This is a genomic window from Streptococcus mitis, from assembly GCF_003944325.1.
In the GTDB taxonomy this organism is placed as follows: domain Bacteria; phylum Bacillota; class Bacilli; order Lactobacillales; family Streptococcaceae; genus Streptococcus; species Streptococcus mitis_CW.
The window spans coordinates 1-19,952 of sequence record NZ_RJPX01000015.1 but is presented as its reverse complement, the minus strand read 5'-3'; the positions used below and the strand labels follow the sequence as shown (position 1 = coordinate 19,952).

Sequence of the window (19,952 nt, the reverse complement as noted above, 5' to 3'; positions counted from 1 at the left end):
TATGTTTATTTCCATCAGTGCTGGAATTGTGACATTTTTACTAACTTTAGTAGGAATTCCGGCCTTTATCCAATTTTATAGAAAGGCGCAAATTACAGGCCAGCAGATGCATGAGGATGTCAAACAGCACCAGGCAAAAGCTGGGACTCCTACCATGGGAGGTTTGGTTTTCTTAATTGCTTCTGTTTTAGTTGCTTTCTTTTTCACCCTATTTAGTAATCAACTCAGCAATAATGTCGGTATGATTCTATTTATCTTGGTTCTTTATGGTTTAATCGGATTTTTGGACGACTTTCTCAAGGTTTTTCGCAAAATCAATGAGGGGCTAAATCCCAAGCAGAAATTGGCTCTTCAGCTGCTAGGTGGTGTCATTTTCTACCTTTTTTATGAGCGTGGGGGCGATATGCTCTCTGTCTTTGGTTACCAAGTGCATCTAGGGATTTTCTATATTGTCTTTGCCCTTTTCTGGCTAGTCGGTTTTTCAAATGCAGTCAACTTGACAGACGGTATTGACGGTTTAGCTAGTATTTCCGTTGTGATTAGTTTGTCTGCCTATGGAGTTATTGCCTATGTGCAAGGTCAGATGGATATCCTTCTAGTGATTCTTGCCATGATTGGTGGTTTACTTGGTTTCTTCGTCTTTAACCACAAGCCTGCTAAGGTCTTTATGGGGGATGTGGGAAGTTTGGCTCTAGGTGGAATGCTGGCAGCTATCTCTATGGCTCTCCACCAAGAATGGACTCTCTTGATTATCGGAATTGTTTATGTCTTTGAAACAACTTCAGTCATGATGCAAGTCAGTTACTTCAAAATGACTGGTGGCAAACGTATTTTCCGTATGACGCCTGTGCATCACCATTTTGAGCTTGGAGGATTGTCTGGTAAAGGAAATCCTTGGAGCGAGTGGAAGGTTGACTTCTTCTTTTGGGGAGTGGGACTTCTAGCAAGTCTCTTGACGTTAGCAATTTTATATTTGATGTAAGAATGGCACCCTGATGTTTCAGGGTGTTTTTGCTTCAAAAAAATATTGGTCAATTAAAGTCAAAACCCTTGACCTTTTCTGACTAATGTAGTATATTATGAACGTAAGGTAAATGAAAGCCTTACTCGAACACTTATACTTAATGAAAATCAAAGAGCAAACTAGGAAGTTAGCCGCAGGTTGGTCAAAACACTGTTTTGAGGTTGCAGATAGAACTGACGTGGTTTGAAGAGATTTTCGAAGAGTATCATTTAAAGTAAAATAGAAAGAGGTGTATCTATGTTTAATCTAGAAATCTTCAGAAGTAAAGATAGTCTACTCCTGCTTGAAAAAGAAAAACCAGAAATAGTACCTAGAGTAGCCATTAAGCTAGTCTAAATTTTTTAAAATAAAGGTCAAAGATAGTCAATATCAGTAATCATAACTAAGTAAACAAAAAGAGGTAAAGAATATGAATAACAACTTTAATAATTTTAACAACATGGATGATTTATTTAACCAATTGATGGGTGGTATGCGAGGATATAGTTCTGAAAATCGCCGTTACTTGATTAATGGACGTGAAGTGACACCTGAGGAATTTGCTCATTATCGTGCAACTGGCCAATTTCCAGGAAATGCAGAAGTTGATGGGCAAATGCAACAACAGGCTTCAGGTATGAAACAAGACGGTGTCCTTGCTCAACTCGGTCGAAACTTGACAGCGGAAGCTCGCGAGGGCAAGTTGGATCCTGTTATCGGACGAAACAAGGAAATTCAAGAAACATCTGAAATTCTTTCACGCCGTACCAAGAACAATCCTGTTCTAGTCGGAGATGCAGGTGTTGGTAAGACAGCGGTTGTCGAAGGTCTAGCACAAGCGATTGTGAACGGAGATGTCCCAGCCGCTATCAAGAATAAGGAAATTATTTCCATTGATATCTCAGGTCTTGAGGCTGGTACTCAATACCGTGGTAGCTTTGAAGAAAATGTCCAAAACCTAGTCAATGAAGTGAAAGAAGCAGGAAATATTATTCTCTTCTTTGATGAAATTCATCAAATCCTCGGTGCTGGTAGCACTGGTGGAGACAGTGGATCTAAAGGGCTTGCGGATATTCTCAAGCCAGCTCTCTCTCGTGGTGAGTTGACAGTTATTGGAGCGACAACTCAAGACGAATACCGTAACACCATCTTGAAGAATGCTGCTCTTGCTCGTCGTTTCAACGAAGTCAAGGTCAACGCTCCTTCCGCAGAAGATACTTTTAAAATTCTTCAAGGAATTCGTGACCTTTATCAACAACACCACAATGTCATCTTGCCAGACGAAGTCTTGAAAGCAGCGGTGGATTATTCTGTCCAATACATTCCTCAACGTAGCCTGCCAGATAAGGCTATTGACCTTATCGATGTAACAGCTGCTCACTTGGCGGCCCAACATCCAGTAACAGATGTGCATGCTGTTGAACGTGAAATTGAGGCAGAAAAAGACAAGCAAGAAAAGGCAGTTGAAGCAGAAGATTTTGAAGCAGCTCTAAACTATAAAACACGCATCGCAGAATTGGAAAAGAAAATCGAAGATCACACAGAAGATATGAAAGTGACTGCAAGTGTCAACGATGTGGCTGAATCTGTAGAACGAATGACGGGTATCCCAGTGTCACAAATGGGAGCGTCAGACATCGAACGTTTGAAAGATATGGCTCATCGCTTGAAAGACAAGGTGATCGGCCAAGAAAAGGCAGTTGAAGCTGTAGCTCGTGCTATCCGTCGTAACCGTGCTGTTTTCGATGAAGGCAATCGCCCAATCGGTAGCTTCCTCTTTGTAGGTCCAACTGGGGTAGGTAAGACAGAACTTGCTAAGCAATTGGCGCTGGATATGTTTGGAACCAAGGACGCCATCATCCGTTTGGATATGTCTGAATATAGCGATCGCACAGCCGTTTCTAAGCTAATCGGTACAACAGCAGGATATGTGGGTTATGATGACAATAGCAATACCTTAACAGAACGTGTTCGTCGCAATCCATACTCTATCATTCTCTTGGATGAGATTGAAAAGGCTGATCCTCAAGTGATTACTCTTCTCCTCCAAGTCTTGGATGATGGTCGTTTGACAGATGGTCAAGGAAATACGGTGAACTTTAAGAACACTGTCATTATCGCAACATCAAATGCTGGATTTGGCTATGAAGCCAACTTGACAGAAGATGCGGACAAACCAGAATTGATGGATCGTTTGAAACCCTTCTTCCGTCCAGAATTCCTCAACCGCTTTAACGCAGTTATCGAGTTCTCACACTTGAATAAGGAAAATCTTTCTAAGATTGTGGACTTGATGTTGGCCGAAGTCAACCAAACCTTGGCTAAGAAAGACATTGACTTGGTAGTCAGTCAAGCAGCTAAAGACTATATCACAGAAGAAGGCTATGACGAAGTCATGGGTGTTCGCCCACTCCGTCGTGTGGTTGAACAAGAAATTCGTGATAAGGTAACAGACTTCCACTTGGATCACCTAGATGCCAAACACTTGGAAGCAGATATGGAAGATGGTGGTTTAGTTATTCGTGAAAAAGCCTAAGACTCTTCGAAAATCTCTTCAAACCACGTCAACGTCGCCTTGCCGTACTCAAGTACAGCCTGCGGCTAGTTTCCTAGTTTGCTCTTTGATTTTCATTGAGTATAAGACAAAATTTTGAGAATCATGACCACCCGTCTAACGGGTGGTTTGAACCAGGGCTATAAGCCCAAATTACCAGCCAGCGCCTAAAGACGCTGGCTTTCACGTTGTTCAAGCCTTATTGCTCTTGACTCGTCACTTGCCTCTTAAAAAGGCTTTAGTATTACTTACCACTATCCCTAAAGGGATCCTCATATTCTTTTACACTTAATTTATCTAGTGCTATATCATGCTTTTCCTGTTCTTGAATATATTTCTTAATTGTGGCTTCATTGAGTCCAACCGTACTCACATAATAACCTTCCGCCCAAAAATGCCGATTCCCAAACTTGTACTTGAGATTGGCGTGTTTGTCAAACATCATGAGTGCACTTTTACCTTTTAAATAACCCATGAAACTTGAAACACTTATCCTTGGTGGAATACTNACTAACATATGTACATGGTCTGGCATTAAGTGACCCTCGATAATTTCAACTCCTTTATAACTACACAAGCGATGAAATATTTCTCCTAAACTACTTCGATATTGATTATAGATTACTTTTCGTCTATACTTAGGGGTGAACACAATGTGATAGAACAGTGCCACTTTGTGTGCGATAAACTATGTGCCTTTTGTGCCATATTTTGCTCCTTTCGCTTTACAATTGGCTTGAACACCTTTATTGTATCGCGTTTGGAGTTTTTTGGGTATAACCTTCGACGCGCACCCGCATAGCGGGTGGTTTTTTTGTCTCGCACCTAGCGGAGCGAGACGGACTAATAGTCACATAATAAAGAAGAAGGAACCAGCTGAAAAAACTGGTTCCTTTTGTGTTTAAATCACATGACGCTCAAAGGCATCATCTGAAATCCCTTGTTCCAAGATGAGTTTCGCCCATTCTTTAGCAGAGAAGAGGCTGTGATCCTTGTAGTTTCCGCAAGATTCGATGGTTGTTCCAGGGACATCTTCCCAAGTAGTGGTCTCAGCAATTTCCTTGAGCGAATCCTTGATAACAGCTGCAATCTCAGCGCTGGTATGGCGTCCCCACATAATCATGTGGAAACCTGTACGGCAACCAAACGGCGAACAGTCAATCATACCGTCAATGCGAGTACGGATGAGTTTGGCTAAGAGGTGCTCAATGGTGTGAAGGCCAGCGGTAGGGATAGAGTCCTCATTTGGTTGCACCAAGCGAATATCATAATTGGAGATGATGTCTCCTTTTGGTCCAGTTTCTTCCCCAATCAAGCGGACATAAGGTGCTTTAACAATAGTGTGGTCAAGTTCAAAACTTTCAACAATAACTTCTTTTGACATGGTAAATCCTTTCAGTTTTCTTCTTTCATTATAACATAAAGCTGGCTATTGAGACAGAGAGAAAACCTCTCCGAGAGTGGAGAGGCTGCAATCTTTACTTACGATACAAACGGTCGTATTGGTAGTAAGGGTCAAATGTTACATTGATACCCAATTTACGAAGGACATTCTTGTCTTCATCTGTCAAGATGATAGTTGAGTGGGCTTCGCTTCCTTTGAGGTTGCCAAGTTCTTCCATAGCGCGGGCAGCATCAGGATTTTCTGTAGCTGTGATAGCAAGAGCAATCAGGATTTCATTTGAATGCAGGCGTGGATTGCGGCTACCGAGATGATCGATTTTAAGACCTTGGATCGGTTTGACAAGTTCAGGTTCGATTAGTTTTACTTCTTTAGCGATGTCAGCTGATTTCTTGATAGCGTTGATCAAGGCAGCGGCTGTTGGGCCAAAGAGCTCTGAGTTCTTACCAGTCACGATTTCCCCATTTGGCAATTCAAGGGCTAGGGCTGGTCCGCCAGTTTCTTCTGCTTTTTGACGAGCTGTGACAGCAACCTTACGGTCTGCAGGTGTGATGCCGAGGTCGTTCATGAGCAACTCGATTTTCTTAACAGCAGATTCGCCAACTTTTTCGGCTTTAAAATCAAGAACAGTTTGATAGTAACGGCGGATGATTTCTTGTTTAGAAGCTTCGACAGCAGCCTCATCATCAGTAATAGCGAAACCAACCATGTTGACACCCATGTCTGTCGGTGAAGCGTATGGAGATTCACCTAGGATACGTTCCAACATGCGCTTGAGCACAGGGAAAATTTCGATATCACGGTTGTAGTTGACAGTGGTTTCTCCGTAGGTTTGGAGATGGAAGGGGTCAATCATGTTGACATCGTCAAGGTCTGCTGTGGCAGCCTCGTAGGCCAAATTGACTGGGTGATGAAGGGGAAGATTCCAAACTGGGAAGGTTTCAAATTTAGCGTAACCAGACTTGATACCATTGATTTGGTCGTGGTACATATTGGACATACAAGTTGCCAATTTTCCAGAACCAGGTCCAGGAGCTGTTACGACGATCAAGTTACGACTGGTTTTGATATAGTCGTTTTTCCCCATTCCTTCTGGAGAAATGATGTGATCCATATCTGTTGGATATCCTTTGATTGGATAATGAAGATAAGAATCAATTCCATTTTTCTCAAGTTGGTTGCGGAAGGCATCTGCAGCTGGTTGACCAGCGTACTGTGTGATGACAACAGAGCCAACAAAAATTCCCAATTCATTGAATTTATCAATCAAACGAAGAACTTCTTGGTCATAAGAAATGCCCAAGTCACCACGTGCTTTGGAATGCTCGATATTGCTAGCATTAATAGCAATCACAACCTCAACCTGCTCTTTCAATTCTTGCAAGAGCTTGATTTTGTTGTCAGGCTCATAACCAGGAAGGACACGAGCAGCGTGGAAATCTTCTAGCATTTTGCCACCAAACTCCAAGTAAAGTTTGCCGTCAAATTGATTGATACGCTCCAAGATATGGTTGCGTTGCAAGTTTAAATATTGTTCAGAACTAAAAGCTTGTTTTTTCATTTTTTTACCTCTGACCTCTATTATAATAAAAAATTGGAAGTTAGGAAACTATGGAGTTAAAAAAGAAAGTAAAAAGATTAGGCAAACGCTTGCACGAAATTCTGAAAAGCGCTATCATAGACTATAGATTATTAAAATAATGAGGTAAGAAGATGCAAGAAAAATGGTGGCACAATGCCGTAGTCTATCAAGTCTATCCCAAGAGTTTTATGGATAGTAATGGAGATGGAATTGGCGATTTGCCAGGAATTACCAATAAGTTAGATTATCTAGCTAAGTTAGGGATCACAGCGATTTGGCTTTCTCCTGTTTATGACAGCCCTATGGACGATAATGGCTACGATATTGCAGATTATCAAGCGATCGCAGCTATTTTCGGAACCATGGAGGATATGGACCAACTGATTGCGGAAGCCAAGAAGCGTGATATTCGTATCATCATGGACTTGGTGGTCAATCATACCTCAGATGAACATGCTTGGTTTGTCGAGGCCTGTGAAAATCCTGACAGTCCTGAGCGAGACTACTATATCTGGCGAGATGAACCAAACGATCTAGACTCTATCTTTAGTGGTTCTGCTTGGGAATACGATGAAAAATCAGACCAATATTATCTCCACTTTTTCAGCAAAAAACAGCCTGACCTCAACTGGGAAAATGAAAAACTTCGCCAGAAAATTTATGAGATGATGAACTTCTGGATTGATAAAGGCATTGGTGGTTTCCGTATGGATGTTATTGACATGATTGGGAAAATTCCTGATGAGAAAGTAGTTAATAATGGCCCTATGCTACACCCTTATCTCAAGGAGATGAATCAGGCTACCTTTGGAGATAAGAATCTCTTAACAGTAGGAGAAACATGGGGAGCAACGCCAGATATTGCCAAACTATATTCTGATCCAAAGGGGCAAGAATTGTCTATGGTTTTCCAGTTTGAACATATTTGTCTTCAGTATCAGGAAGGTCAACCTAAATGGCACTATCAAAAAGAGCTAAACATCGCTAAGTTAAAAGAGATTTTCAACAAATGGCAGACAGAATTAGGAGTTGAGGATGGTTGGAATTCGCTCTTCTGGAACAATCATGACCTTCCTCGTATCGTCTCAATTTGGGGAAATGGCCAAGAATACCGTGAAAAATCTGCCAAAGCCTTTGCGATTTTGCTTCATCTCATGAGAGGGACACCTTATATCTATCAGGGTGAGGAGATTGGGATGACCAACTATCCGTTTGAAACACTGGAGCAAGTAGAAGATATTGAATCGCTCAACTATGCGCGTGAAGCTCTTGAAAAAGGCGTGCCGATGGAAGAAATCATGGACAGTATCCGTGTCATCGGTCGCGACAATGCCCGTACTCCAATGCAATGGGATGAGAGCGAAAACGCTGGTTTCTCAACAGCTCAACCGTGGTTGGCAGTCAATCCAAACTATCAAACAATCAACGTTCAAGAAGCGCTGGCAAATCCAGATTCTATTTTCTATACTTATCAAAAACTGGTTCAAATCCGCAAGGAGAACAGTTGGCTGATTCGAGCTGACTTTGAATTGCTTGATACGGCTGATAAGATCTTTGCCTATATTCGTAAGGACGGTGACCGCCGCTTCCTAGTTGTGGCCAACTTGTCCAATGAAAAACAAGACTTGACGGTAGAAGGAAAAGTTAAATCAGTCCTGATTGAAAATACTGTGGCTCAAGAAGTTTTTGAAAAACAAATCTTAGCTCCATGGGATGCTTTCTGTGTGGAATTGATTGATTAAAACTAGAGAATCTTCAGCTTTTGGGGCTGAGGTTCTTTTTATAGTACTCTTCAAAAAACTTCTCAAACAAGGTCATCCTTGGATACTGTAGAAATGCTTTAGCTCGGTCAGCTATTTATCCGACCTCAAAGATGTGATTTGAGTGCTCTATCTACAACTGAAATGTTTTTGAATAACATCTGTTAGAATTTTCTAAAAAATCTGTCGAAAGCTCTTGCATTTAGAATAAAATAGAGTATAATGGTGGAAATAACATATTACTAAAGGAGTTTGATTATGAAATCGAAAAAGTGGCTCTTAGGAGCGGGAGTAACCTTGAGTGCAGCCCTTCTTTTAACGGCTTGTGGGAAAAGTGATAAGAAAGCAGATGCCCCGAGGAGTTTTTCTTATGTCTATGCAGTAGATCCGTCTTCCTTGGATTATAGCATTACGAGTAAAAGTTCGACCTCTGACGTGATTGGTAATGTTGTTGATGGTCTTTTAGAGAATGATAAATATGGGAATCTTGTTCCGTCTTTAGCAGAGGATTGGACTGTTTCAGCTGATGGCTTGACTTACACTTACAAACTTCGTAAGGGTGTGAAGTGGTATACTTCTGAAGGAGAGGAATATGCAGAAGTTAAGGCTCAGGACTTTGTTACAGGTCTGAAACATGCAGCAGATGGTAAGTCAGATGGTCTTTCTTTGATTGAAAAATCAATCAAAGGTTTGGAGGCCTATGTTAGTGGTGAGACCAATGATTTCTCAACTGTAGGTGTCAAAGCTCTTGATGATTATACGGTAGAATATACCCTTAATAAACCAGAAAGTTTTTGGAACTCGAAGGTAACTACAGCAACCATGCTTCCGGTAAATGAAGAGTTTTTGAATGCAACTGGCAAGGATTATGGGGCGCCAACTCCATCAAGTATTCTTTACAACGGCCCATATTTTTTGAAATCTTTGATTTCTAAATCTGTGATTGAGTATGAAAAAAATCCTAACTACTGGGATAAGGAGAATGTCAAGATTGATAATGTAAAATTAACATTCTATGACGGTTCAGATCAAGAGTCTCTTATCCGTAGTTTCGCTACAGGAGCATATAATACAGCGAGACTTTTCCCAAATAGTTCAAGTTTTGCTTCTACCAAAGAGAAATATGGCGATCAGATTATTTATAGCCCTCAGGAAGCAACTAGTTACTACTTTACTTTTAATGTAAATCGTCAATCATATAATAAAACAGCCAAGACAGATGAAGGACAAAAGCTTTCTACAAAAGAAGCTATGCTGAATAAAAATTTCCGTCAAGCGATTAATTTTGCCTTCAATCGCCACGCCTATACAGCTCAATTAAACGGTGAAGAAGGTGCGGATAAGATTATTCGTAATAGTCTAGTGCCAGATAATTATGTTCAGGTAGCAGGGAAGACCTTCGGACAGCTGGCTCAGGATGAACTACTGAAATATGGAGAACAGTGGAAAGATGTAACTCTCACAGATGGTAAGGATACAATTTACAATCCTACAAAGGCCAAATCAGCATTTGAGAAAGCGAAGTCAGAATTGCAAAGCAAGGGAGTAAGTTTCCCGATTCATTTGGATGTACCAGTAGAACAGACAGATGTAGTTGCAGTTCAACAGACAAATTCATTAAAACAATCGATTGAAGAAACGCTTGGTTCTGAGAATGTCATTGTAGATGTTCTTCAAATGACAGATAATGAGAAGGAAAGTATTACTTCCCAAGCAAAAGTGCCAACTCAAAAAGATTATGATTTGAACGGAACAGGTTGGGGACCAGATTACCAAGATCCAGCAACCTATCTCAATATTTTAGATGCTAAGAAGGGTTCTGCCTTGAAACACCTAGGTATAACAAAGGGCAAGGATCCTGAAGTCATGGCGAAAGTTGGCTTGGATGAATACAAGAAGCTCTTGGACGATGCTGCTTCTGAGACGACCAATCTTGACAAACGTTATGAGAAATATGCTAAGGCTCAAGCTTGGGTAACAGATAGTTCTCTCCTTATTCCAGTGGCGTCTTCAGGAGGTTCTCCTATGGTAAGTCGTGCTGTACCATTTACTAAAGCTTATTCACAAGTTGGTATCAAAGGGGATCCATTTATTTTTAAAGGAATGGAACTTCAAAATGATATTGTCACAACGAAAGAGTATGAGGCGGCCCTCAAAAAATGGCAAAAAGAAAAACTAGAATCGAATGCTCAGTATCAAAAGGATTTAGAAAAACACGTAAAATGAGTCTAGGCTCGTTTCTACAAATGGTTTTTTAGTTAATAAATCGTATAAAAACAAGGGAGGACTGTATGAAAGACAGTAATCCTTTGTTTTTTTAATGTCTAGAGTTTATAAACTTCCATTCTAGAAATTCAATTAACTTTACAAATCCCCACTAATTTGGTAAAATAAACTTATGTTATAAAAACTAACATAAAGGAGAAAGAAGATGAATGCAAAAAAGCGTGTCCTTGGTACAGGGTTGACTTTTGCTGCTGCTTTGCTTTTAGCTGCTTGCGGGCAATCAGGTTCAGATACAAAAACTTACTCATCAACCTTTAGTGGAAATCCAACTACATTTAACTATTTATTAGACTACTATGCTGACAATACATCGATTATAACCAACCTAGTTGATGGTTTGCTTGAGAATGACAACCACGGAAATCTAGTTCCATCTTTGGCAGAGGACTGATCTGTTTCGAGCGACGGTCTGACTTATACCTACAAATTGAGAAAAGATGCCAAATGGTTCACAGCTGACGGTGAAGAGTACGCCCCAGTCAAGGCACAAGATTTTGTGACGGGTATTAAGTACGCAGTGGATAATAAATCACAAGCCATTGACTTGATTCAAAACTCGATCAAGGGTTTGAATGATTATATTACAGGAGCGGATTCTGACTTTTCTAAGGTTGGGGTGAAGGCCATTGACGACCAGACTGTTCAGTATACTTTGACACGCCCAGAACCTTACTGGAACTCCAAAACAACCAATAGTATTCTCTTCCCAGTAAATGAAGAGTTTCTAAACTCAAAAAGGAAAGATTTTGGGACCCTATCTCCAGACAGTATTCTCTACAGTGGACCTTATTTGTTAAAAGATTTCACATCAAAATCATCAATCGAGTATGTGAAAAATCCGCATTACTACGATCATGACAAAGTATCAATTGAACACGTAAAATTGGCTTACTTTGATGGTTCAGACCAAGAATTGACTATCCGTAACTTTGAAAGTGGAGCCTATTCTATCGCTGGGGTTTATCCAAATAGTTCTAACTTTGCTAAAACTAAGGAAAAATATAAGGATAATATCGTCTATAGCCTGCAGGACAAGACTTCTTGGTACTTCAATTTCAACGTCAACCGTAAGGCTTACAACCATACATCTAAAACGACAGATGAGCAGAAGAAGTCAACTGAGTCAGCTGTCTTGAACAAGAACTTCCGCCAAGCGGTGAACTTTGCCTTGGACCGCACAGCCTACTCTGCCCAGTCAAATGGGGAAGAAGCGGCTAGCAAGACCCTTCGGAACACCCTAGTTCCTCCTACATTTGTCCAAGTTGGAGACAAGACCTTTGGAGAAGTAGTCGCTTCTAAATTGGTCAACTATGGAACAGAGTGGGCAGGTATGAACCTAGCAGATGCGCAGGATGCCTATTTTAACAAAGAAAAAGCCCAAGCAAAATTTGCAGAAGCCAAAAAAGACTTGGCAAGTCAAGGTGTGACCTTCCCAATTCACTTGGATATAGCTGTTGATCAGACAAATAAAAATGCTGTGACTGGTATGAATTCTGTGAAACAGACTCTTGAGTCTGTTTTAGGTGCTGATAATCTTGTTATTGACGTTCAGCAACTCTCTACAGATGAGTACAATAATGTAGCCTTCTTGGCTCCTACTCCCAATGCAAGAGATTATGATTTAAGTTTTGATGGTTGGGTAGCGGATTATCAGGATCCATCTACTTACCTCAATCCTTTCAATGCAGAGGATGGATTCTATCTCAAGATTTTTGGTCTAGATGCCAAGGAAGATAAAGCGAAGATTGCTAGCCTAGGTTTGGATACTTACACTAAAATGCTCAAAGAAGCGGATAGTGAAAATAAAGATGTAAGCAAACGCTATGAGAAATATGCTGAAGCTCAGGCTTGGATGATTGATAACTCTCTTATTATGTCAGCGATGTCAGGAGGAGGGACTGCTTCTGTGACCAAAGTGATACCATTTACAAGAGGATACTCATTGGTCGGTATCAAGGGGGACGGTTATAACTATAAGTATATGAAACTGCAAAAAGATACTGTTACGACTAAACAGTATGAAGAAGCCAAGACTAAATGGGAGCAAGAAAGCAAAAAAGCAATCGAAAAAGCTCAAAAAGAAGCAGAAAATCATGTTAAATAAATGATAGGCTGGGAAAAACTCAATTTCAGGAGAAAATGAAGTAAATCCCCTCGAAATAAAATGCATAGTATCAAGGTTTTTCAATACCTGATAGTATGCGTTTTTTTATTTTATGGTAGATTGAAGTAGGATTCGAACGAATCGATTAATAAAATCAAATTAATTTCTAGAAATGTTTTAGCAACCATGGCCTACTCTTCTAACTTCAATCCATTACAAATCCCCTCATTTATTTGTGCAGATTTTATTTCATTTCACTATAATACTCTTCATTTTAATACTCTTCGAAAATCTCTTCAAACCGCGTCAACGTCGCCTTGCCGTATATATGTGACTGACTTCGTCAGTCTTATCTACAACCTCAAAACAGTGTTTTGAGCAACCTGAGGCTCGTTTGCTCTTTGATTTTCATTGAGTATAAATTTATTGATGTAATTGTTTGTAAATCCAAAAGAATGTTTCGGAAATAAGATGAAAACGCCTCACCTAAGTGGATTTAGCCCACAAGTGTATTTTTTATGTTATAATGAAATGAAATAAAAATTGATAATAGAGGTATATCGTGAGTAGGTTTTCGAAGCGGGCTCGTCAGGGTAAAACAAAGATGTTGATTAGTTGGGGGTTGCTAGCTATCTATGCCGTACTAGCAGTCTTTTTATTGTTTTTGATTTTCAAATACAATATGCTAGACTTCCGATATCTGAATATAGTAGTTGCCGTCCTAATTGTGGTCTTAGCCATTTTGTGCTTTTTTTTGATTTGGTCCAAGAAAGCTAAGAATCTAACGCTGGTTTTATTACTGCTTGGTATTTTAATCAGTGGAACTTCTCTCTTTGCTGTAGGGCAGTTCATTGGCTTTACCAGTCGTTTGAATGCAACATCAAACTACTCAAATTATTCGATGAGTATTGCGGTGTTAGCAGATAGTCCAATTGATAATATCAGTCAGGTAACCAGTGTAACGGGACCGACTGGAACGGATAAGGATAATATCCAACAATTGATGAATGATCTGAAAGCGACTCAAAATAAGGAATTAACAGTCGAAGAAAGTCGTTCCTATCTTGTAGCCTATAAGAGTTTATTGGCTGGAGATACGAAAGCGATTATCTTAAACAGTGTCTTTGAAAACATTATCGAATCGGAATATCCTGACTATGCTTCAAAAATTAAGAAAATCTATACCAAAGAATTAACCAAGACGGTTGAAACTCCAAAAGATGTCAAAGGTGACAGTTTCAACGTTTATATTAGTGGAATTGACACCTACGGTCCAATCAGTTCAGTTTCTCGGTCTGATGTCAATATCATCATGACAGTGAATCGCGAAACGAAAAAGATTCTCTTGACAACAACACCTCGTGATTCTTATGTTCCAATTGCAGATGGTGGCAACAACCAAAAAGATAAGTTGACCCATGCGGGGATTTATGGGGTAGACGCTTCAATTCATACATTGGAAAATCTTTACGGTATTGACTTGAACTATTATGCTCGTTTGAATTTCACCTCTTTCTTGAAATTGATTGATCTCCTTGGTGGAGTTGATGTTTATAATGATCAAGAGTTTACTGCTCATACAAATGGGAAGTTCTATTCCGTAGGGAATGTTCATCTTGATTCGGAACAAGCTTTGGGATTTGTGCGTGAGCGTTATTCCTTGGCAGATGGAGACCGGGATCGTGGTCGCAACCAACAAAAGGTAATTGTTGCTATTTTGCAAAAGTTAACTTCAACAGAAGCTTTGAAAAATTATGACGGTATTATAAAAGGGTTGCAAGATTCGATTCAAACCAATATGCCACTTGAAACCATGATGAAACTGGTCAATGCCCAACTTGAGAGTGGTGGAACGTATAAGATCAATTCGCAAGATCTTAAAGGAACAGGGCGTATGGATTTACCATCCTATGCTATGCCTGAGAGCAACCTCTACATGATGGAAATAAGTGACAGCAGTTTAGAGTCAGTTAAGGTTGCAATCAATGATGTGATAGAAGGAAAATAAAGCAAAATGATTGATATTCATTCGCATATTGTATTTGGTGTGGATGATGGTCCGAAAACTAAGCAAGAAAGTAAGGCGCTTTTGACAGAAGCCTATAGACAAGGAGTACGGACTATTGTATCGACATCGCATAGACGAAAAGGAATGTTTGAGACTCCTGAGGAGAAAATAGAGGCAAACTTTCAAGAAGTTAAGGAGCTTGCAAAGGAAGTGGCTTCAGACTTGACTATTCTCTATGGAGCAGAAATTTATTATACCCATGATGTACTTGAAAAGTTAGAGAAGCAAGTGATTCCAAGTCTCAATGGGACACGCTATGCTCTTATTGAGTTTAGTATGGCTACCCCTTACAGAGAAATTCATACTGCTTTGAGCAATGTTCTCATGCTTGGTATAACCCCTGTAGTTGCTCATATTGAACGCTACCATGAATTAGAGAATAATGAAAAGCGTGTGAAAGAATTGATTGATATGGGCTGTTATACACAAATCAATAGTTCTAGTATTTTGAAACCAAAGTTATTTGGGGATAAATACAAATTTATGAAGAAACGAGCTCGCTATTTCCTAGAGCGTGATTTGGTACATTTTGTGGCGAGTGATATGCACAATTTGGATCAACGTCCCCCTTATATGAAAGAAGCCTATGAACTTATCTCAAAACAATATGGTGAAAGAAGAGCGAGAGAATTATTTATTGAAAATCCTCGTTTAATTGTATCTGATCAAATTATTTAGGAGTTGACATGAAAGAAAATAAAGAAATCTCAATTGATGTTATTCAATTATTTAAAATCCTTTGGAAGAAAAAAATCACTATCATCTTGACTGCGATTATAGCTGCTGTTCTAGCTTTCTGCGTAAGTAGTTTTGTACTGAAGCCAGAGTATTCTAGTACGACACGTATTTATGTGGTCAATCGAAATCAATCTGATAAAGCAGGGTTGACCAACCAGGATTTGCAGGCTGGGACCTATCTGGTAAAAGACTATAAGGAAATCATCCTCTCTCAAGATGTACTTGAGAAAGTCATTTCAAATCTTAAACTAGAGAAAACAGTTAGGGAATTAAGCAAGAAGATTCAGGTAACAGTACCTGTTGATACTCGTATCGTGTCAATTACTGTAAAAAATGCACAACCAGAAGAAGCTAGTCGTATCGCAAATGCTCTTCGTGAAGTGGCTGCTGAAAAAATCATTTCTGTAACTCGTGTGTCTGATGTGACAACATTGGAGGAGGCAAGGCCAGCCCTAAGTCCTTCATCACCTAATATTCGTCGTAATACCCTGCTAGCTTTTCTAGCGGGAGGAGCAGTGATGGTAATTTCAGTCTTGTTACTTGAGTTGTTGGATGATCGTGTTAAACGACCAGAAGATGTGGAAGAAGTAATGCAGATTGCACTTCTAGGGATTGTTCCAGATTTGAATAAGTTAAAATAAGGGAGAAAATATGCCAACATTAGCAATAGCACAAAAACGTTTAGATTTTGCGAAAAAAGCAGAAGAGCATTACAATGCTTTGCGAACAAATATTCAATTGAGTGGTGATAATTTGAAAGTTCTTTCCATCTCATCTGTTAAACCTGGTGAGGGGAAATCGACAACATCAATAAATATTGCTTGGACCTTTGCGCGTGCAGGTTATAAAACTTTATTGGTGGATGCAGATATTCGTAATTCAGTTATGTCTGGTGTTTTCAAGTCAAGGGAAAAAATTACTGGGTTGACTGACTTCTTAGCAGGAACTACTGATCTTTCAAATGGTCTCTGCGATACCAATATTGAAAACCTATTTGTTATTCAGTCAGGACCGATATCACCTAATCCAACGGCCCTCCTGCAGAGTGAAAATTTCCATACCATGATTGATACCCTGCGTAAGTATTTTGACTATGTCATTGTGGATACGCCACCAATTGGAGTAGTCATTGATGCTGCTATCATTACACAGAAATGTGATGCTTCTATCTTGGTAACGGCAGCTGGAGAAACAAAACGTCGTGATGTTTTAAAGGCCAAAGAACAGTTAGAACAAACAGGAACTCCATTTTTAGGTGTAGTTCTAAATAAATTTAACACTGAAGTTGAAAAATATGGAGTTTATGGTGGTTACGGAGCCTATGGTTCCTATGGCAATTACGGAAATTATGGGAAGAAATAATTAATTAAAAATGTATTTGATTTTTAAAAATACTTTAGACAGGTTTTTGGCATTTTTCTTATTTATTACCTTGATAATCATACCGATTATTCCTATAACAATTCTGGCTATTTGGATAGAAGATCCAGGATATGTTTTCTATTTACAAGATAGAGTTGGTTTAAATGGAAAAAAATTCAAAGTAATAAAGTTTCGGAGCATGTATAAAGATGCCGATCAGAGAATAAAGGAAAGTATTAATAGTGGTAAAACGGATCATCTAAATTTTAAAGAACATTCTCAAAGTATGACTACAAAAGTCGGTAAAGTGATACGAAAACTTTCAATTGATGAACTGCCTCAATTGTTTAATATTATAAAAGGCGATATGGCTATAGTGGGACCTCGCCCACTACAACAATTTGAGATTACTCATTATATTCTTACCCATAGAGAAATGGATAATACTTTAAAAATGTCTAAAAGATTGTCTGTGAAACCTGGTTTGCTTTGTTATTGGCAAGTTACGCCAAATAAAAATGACATGCCTTTTAGTGATAGAATGAATCTAGATTTATTATATATTGATAATGTATCTTTCAAGACTGATTTCTTGCTTATTTTGAAGGGATTTTTTACAGTTTTAATGGGTAATAATAATTAACATGCAGAATATAAAAATATTAGTAGCAACACATAAAAAATATAAAATGCCTGCTGATACAAGTGTATATCTACCGATTCACGTAGGATGTGAAGGAAAGGAAGACTTAGGTTTTCAAGGTGATAATTCTGGAGAAAATATTTCAACCTTAAATCCTTACTATTGTGAACTTACAGGTCTCTATTGGGCTTGGAAAAACTTGGATTGTGATTATCTGGGTTTAGTACATTATCGTCGATATTTTACTAAAATGACGAAAAAATATAATGAATCAATAAATATTGATGATGTAATCTTAAATAGATATGAAATTGAAGAACTATTAGAGAACTCAGAAGTCATCGTTCCCAAAAGAAGAAAGTATTATATTGAAACTCTCTATTCTCATTACGACCATACTTTTGATGGTTCTCATTTAGATCTGGCTAGAAAAATGATTGAAATGAAGAATCCAGAATATCTCTCTAGTTTTGATAAGGTAATGAAACAAAGAAGCGGCTACATGTTTAACATGTTCATTATGAAAAAAGAACTGGCAGACGACTATTTTTCTTGGCTGTTTCCTATCTTGGATAGTATGTATGAAAGTATAGATTTATCAGATTTAACTGATTTTGAGGCTAGATTATTTGGAAGAGTTAGTGAGATACTATTTAATGTGTGGTTAGATAAAAACGATCTAAAGATTAAGGAAATCCCTTTTATGTACATGGAAAAGGTTGACTTGTTTAAAAAAGGAATGTCATTTTTAATGGCTAAATTTTTTGGAAAGAAATATGGACAGAGTTTCTAATAATTATATAGACTATTTAACTAGAAAAGATTGAGAGAAATTGGTCAACAAATGAAGTCAGATATAGAAATTATTCAAAGTAAAATTATAGAGTTGTTAAGATTATTCATCGATGTCTGTGAAAATAATGATTTGACTTATTACGCCTTGGGTGGAACCTTATTAGGAGCTGTGAGACATAAAGGATTTATACCTTGGGATGATGATATCGATTTGGGTATGCCAAGAGCAGATTATGAACGATTTAAACAAATTGCTAATGAACGATTTAATGGTAAATATCAGTTTTTGAGTGAGGATACACCAGGATATAGAAAAGCATTTTCTGTAATTAGAGATACTTCAACAAGAATCATGATGAATTATAGTAATGTTGAACAAGAAGAAAGTTTGTGGATTGATATATTTCCAATAGATGGCTTACCCAGCAAAGGTATAAAGAGAAAAATTCATGAAAAAAGGTATTTATACAGACGAATGATGGTTCAATTATCTCAGTTTAATAGTATTGTAAATCAAAATAAAGCTGATAGACCTTGGTATGAAAAATTGATAATAAAAATAGCCAATCATTTAAAAATAGAAAATATTCTATCATTTGAAAAACAACAGTACAAATATTTAAAAACGATAAAAAAATATTCAGTAATGGAGGGTTATGCAGGTAATTTTACAGGGGCATATAAACTTCGTGAGTTAGTGCCAAGTTGTTATTTTGGGGAACCTGTTAAATTAGATTTTGAAGGAATAAAACTGAAATGTCCAAATAAATATAAAGATTATCTCAAAGCAATATATGGTGAGAATTATATGACACTACCTCCAATTGAACAAAGACTTCCTCATCAATATAGAGTGATAAGTTTAGGAGAGAGTATAAGTGAGTAAAATTAGAAAAGCACAAGCTTACTATTTGGATATTAAAAAGAAAAAAAGTATTTTCCTTCAGATGTTTTAAATTGGCAACTTTTAGGAAAATTTTTGGGACAAGTACCAAAAGTGATAGGTGAAAATCAGGCAAGATTTTTTTGCGAAAAACGTCACCAGAAAACAAAAGAATTTTTAAAACTACATTTTGATGAATTTGTAGAAAATTATAATTTTACTCAAGATAATCTAGAAAATAATAAAATTATTTGGACATTGTGGTGGCAAGGTTATGATAATGCTCCTGAAATTGTAAAGTATTGTGTAGATAATATGAAAAAATTAGCTCATAAAAATGGTTTTGAGTTTTATTGTTTAGACGAATCCACTTTTGATTGCTATGTTCAAATTCCTGAATATTTAAAATTAAAAATTAAAAAAGGCTATATTTCAATTGCAAATATTTCAGATATGATACGTGTTTGTCTTCTTTCGCAGTATGGTGGAACTTGGATTGATTCAACAGTCTTTATTCATTCATTCATCTTTTAAATGGGATAACTTTTCTAAATCTTATTTTACAATAAAGACAGGTGAAATGGCAGATTATTCTCCAAATGTTTCCAAGAATCGATGGAAGACTTTTTATTATCAGGGAATAGTTCGCTATACGCTTTTACTTGTGATTTTTTCTTTGAATATTTTAAAAAATTTGATTATGTCATTGATTATTTATTGATTGACTATATTTTTGATATAGCATTTGATACAAATACCGAGATAAAAAAAC

Annotated in this window: 13 protein-coding genes and 3 pseudogenes; 13 read left to right on the top strand and 3 right to left on the bottom strand. The window is 38.0% G+C overall.

The window, feature by feature from the left end:
* Window position 1 precedes the first annotated feature (1 nt).
* Together mraY and D8787_RS05645 are read left to right on the top strand one after the other, a co-directional pair.
* Complete coding sequence (gene mraY, locus D8787_RS05655) at window positions 2-982, top strand: phospho-N-acetylmuramoyl-pentapeptide-transferase (RefSeq protein ID WP_125421643.1); 981 nt, start codon at window positions 2-4, stop codon at window positions 980-982.
* Between the two features lie 451 nt (window positions 983-1,433).
* Window positions 1,434-3,539, top strand: a complete 2,106-nt coding sequence (locus tag D8787_RS05645) for an ATP-dependent Clp protease ATP-binding subunit (RefSeq protein ID WP_125421637.1) — start codon at window positions 1,434-1,436, stop codon at window positions 3,537-3,539.
* Between the two features lie 262 nt (window positions 3,540-3,801).
* Here the strand turns inward: D8787_RS05645 and tnpA are convergent.
* The 3 genes and pseudogenes from tnpA to D8787_RS05630 form a co-directional block, all read right to left on the bottom strand.
* Window positions 3,802-4,265, bottom strand: a pseudogene (gene tnpA, locus D8787_RS05640) (IS200/IS605 family transposase).
* Window positions 4,266-4,458: 193 nt separating this feature from the next.
* Window positions 4,459-4,941: an S-ribosylhomocysteine lyase gene (locus D8787_RS05635; RefSeq protein WP_000032547.1), complete on the bottom strand. Its 483-nt coding sequence runs from the start codon at window positions 4,939-4,941 to the stop codon at window positions 4,459-4,461.
* A gap of 94 nt (window positions 4,942-5,035) precedes the next feature.
* Entirely contained in the window at window positions 5,036-6,520 is a 1,485-nt protein-coding gene (locus tag D8787_RS05630; protein WP_125421634.1) for a DUF1846 domain-containing protein, read from the bottom strand.
* A gap of 152 nt (window positions 6,521-6,672) precedes the next feature.
* Between D8787_RS05630 and D8787_RS05625 the strand changes: the two genes are divergently transcribed.
* The 11 genes and pseudogenes from D8787_RS05625 to D8787_RS11870 form a co-directional block, all read left to right on the top strand.
* Entirely contained in the window at window positions 6,673-8,283 is a 1,611-nt protein-coding gene (locus D8787_RS05625) for a glycoside hydrolase family 13 protein (protein ID WP_125421631.1), read from the top strand.
* A 276-nt stretch (window positions 8,284-8,559) separates the two neighbouring features.
* Window positions 8,560-10,527 (top strand): peptide ABC transporter substrate-binding protein, encoded by a 1,968-nt coding sequence (locus tag D8787_RS05620; RefSeq protein ID WP_125421628.1) that lies wholly within the window; start codon window positions 8,560-8,562, stop codon window positions 10,525-10,527.
* Between the two features lie 205 nt (window positions 10,528-10,732).
* Window positions 10,733-12,691 (top strand): annotated as a pseudogene (locus D8787_RS05615) (peptide ABC transporter substrate-binding protein).
* Window positions 12,692-13,253: 562 nt separating this feature from the next.
* Window positions 13,254-14,699 carry an LCP family protein gene (locus D8787_RS05605; RefSeq protein ID WP_125421622.1) on the top strand — a complete coding sequence of 482 codons (1,446 nt, stop codon included), beginning with the start codon at window positions 13,254-13,256 and terminating at the stop codon, window positions 14,697-14,699.
* A gap of 6 nt (window positions 14,700-14,705) precedes the next feature.
* Window positions 14,706-15,437 carry a capsular polysaccharide biosynthesis protein Cps4B gene (gene cps4B, locus D8787_RS05600; protein WP_125421619.1) on the top strand — a complete coding sequence of 244 codons (732 nt, stop codon included), beginning with the start codon at window positions 14,706-14,708 and terminating at the stop codon, window positions 15,435-15,437.
* A gap of 8 nt (window positions 15,438-15,445) precedes the next feature.
* Window positions 15,446-16,138: a CspC family polysaccharide chain length determinant protein gene (locus D8787_RS05595; RefSeq protein ID WP_102210902.1), complete on the top strand. Its 693-nt coding sequence runs from the start codon at window positions 15,446-15,448 to the stop codon at window positions 16,136-16,138.
* 10 nt (window positions 16,139-16,148) lie between these two features.
* On the top strand, window positions 16,149-16,859 hold the full coding sequence (locus D8787_RS05590) for a tyrosine-protein kinase (RefSeq protein ID WP_042901535.1): 711 nt from the start codon (window positions 16,149-16,151) through the stop codon (window positions 16,857-16,859).
* A gap of 10 nt (window positions 16,860-16,869) precedes the next feature.
* Window positions 16,870-17,502, top strand: a complete 633-nt coding sequence (locus D8787_RS05585) for a sugar transferase (protein ID WP_125421616.1) — start codon at window positions 16,870-16,872, stop codon at window positions 17,500-17,502.
* Window position 17,503: 1 nt separating this feature from the next.
* Window positions 17,504-18,295 (top strand): DUF4422 domain-containing protein, encoded by a 792-nt coding sequence (locus D8787_RS05580; protein ID WP_125421613.1) that lies wholly within the window; start codon window positions 17,504-17,506, stop codon window positions 18,293-18,295.
* Between the two features lie 30 nt (window positions 18,296-18,325).
* Window positions 18,326-19,183 carry a LicD family protein gene (locus D8787_RS05575; RefSeq protein ID WP_260471380.1) on the top strand — a complete coding sequence of 286 codons (858 nt, stop codon included), beginning with the start codon at window positions 18,326-18,328 and terminating at the stop codon, window positions 19,181-19,183.
* Window positions 19,184-19,294: 111 nt separating this feature from the next.
* Window positions 19,295-19,952: pseudogene (locus D8787_RS11870) on the top strand (capsular polysaccharide synthesis protein); the annotation flags it as partial.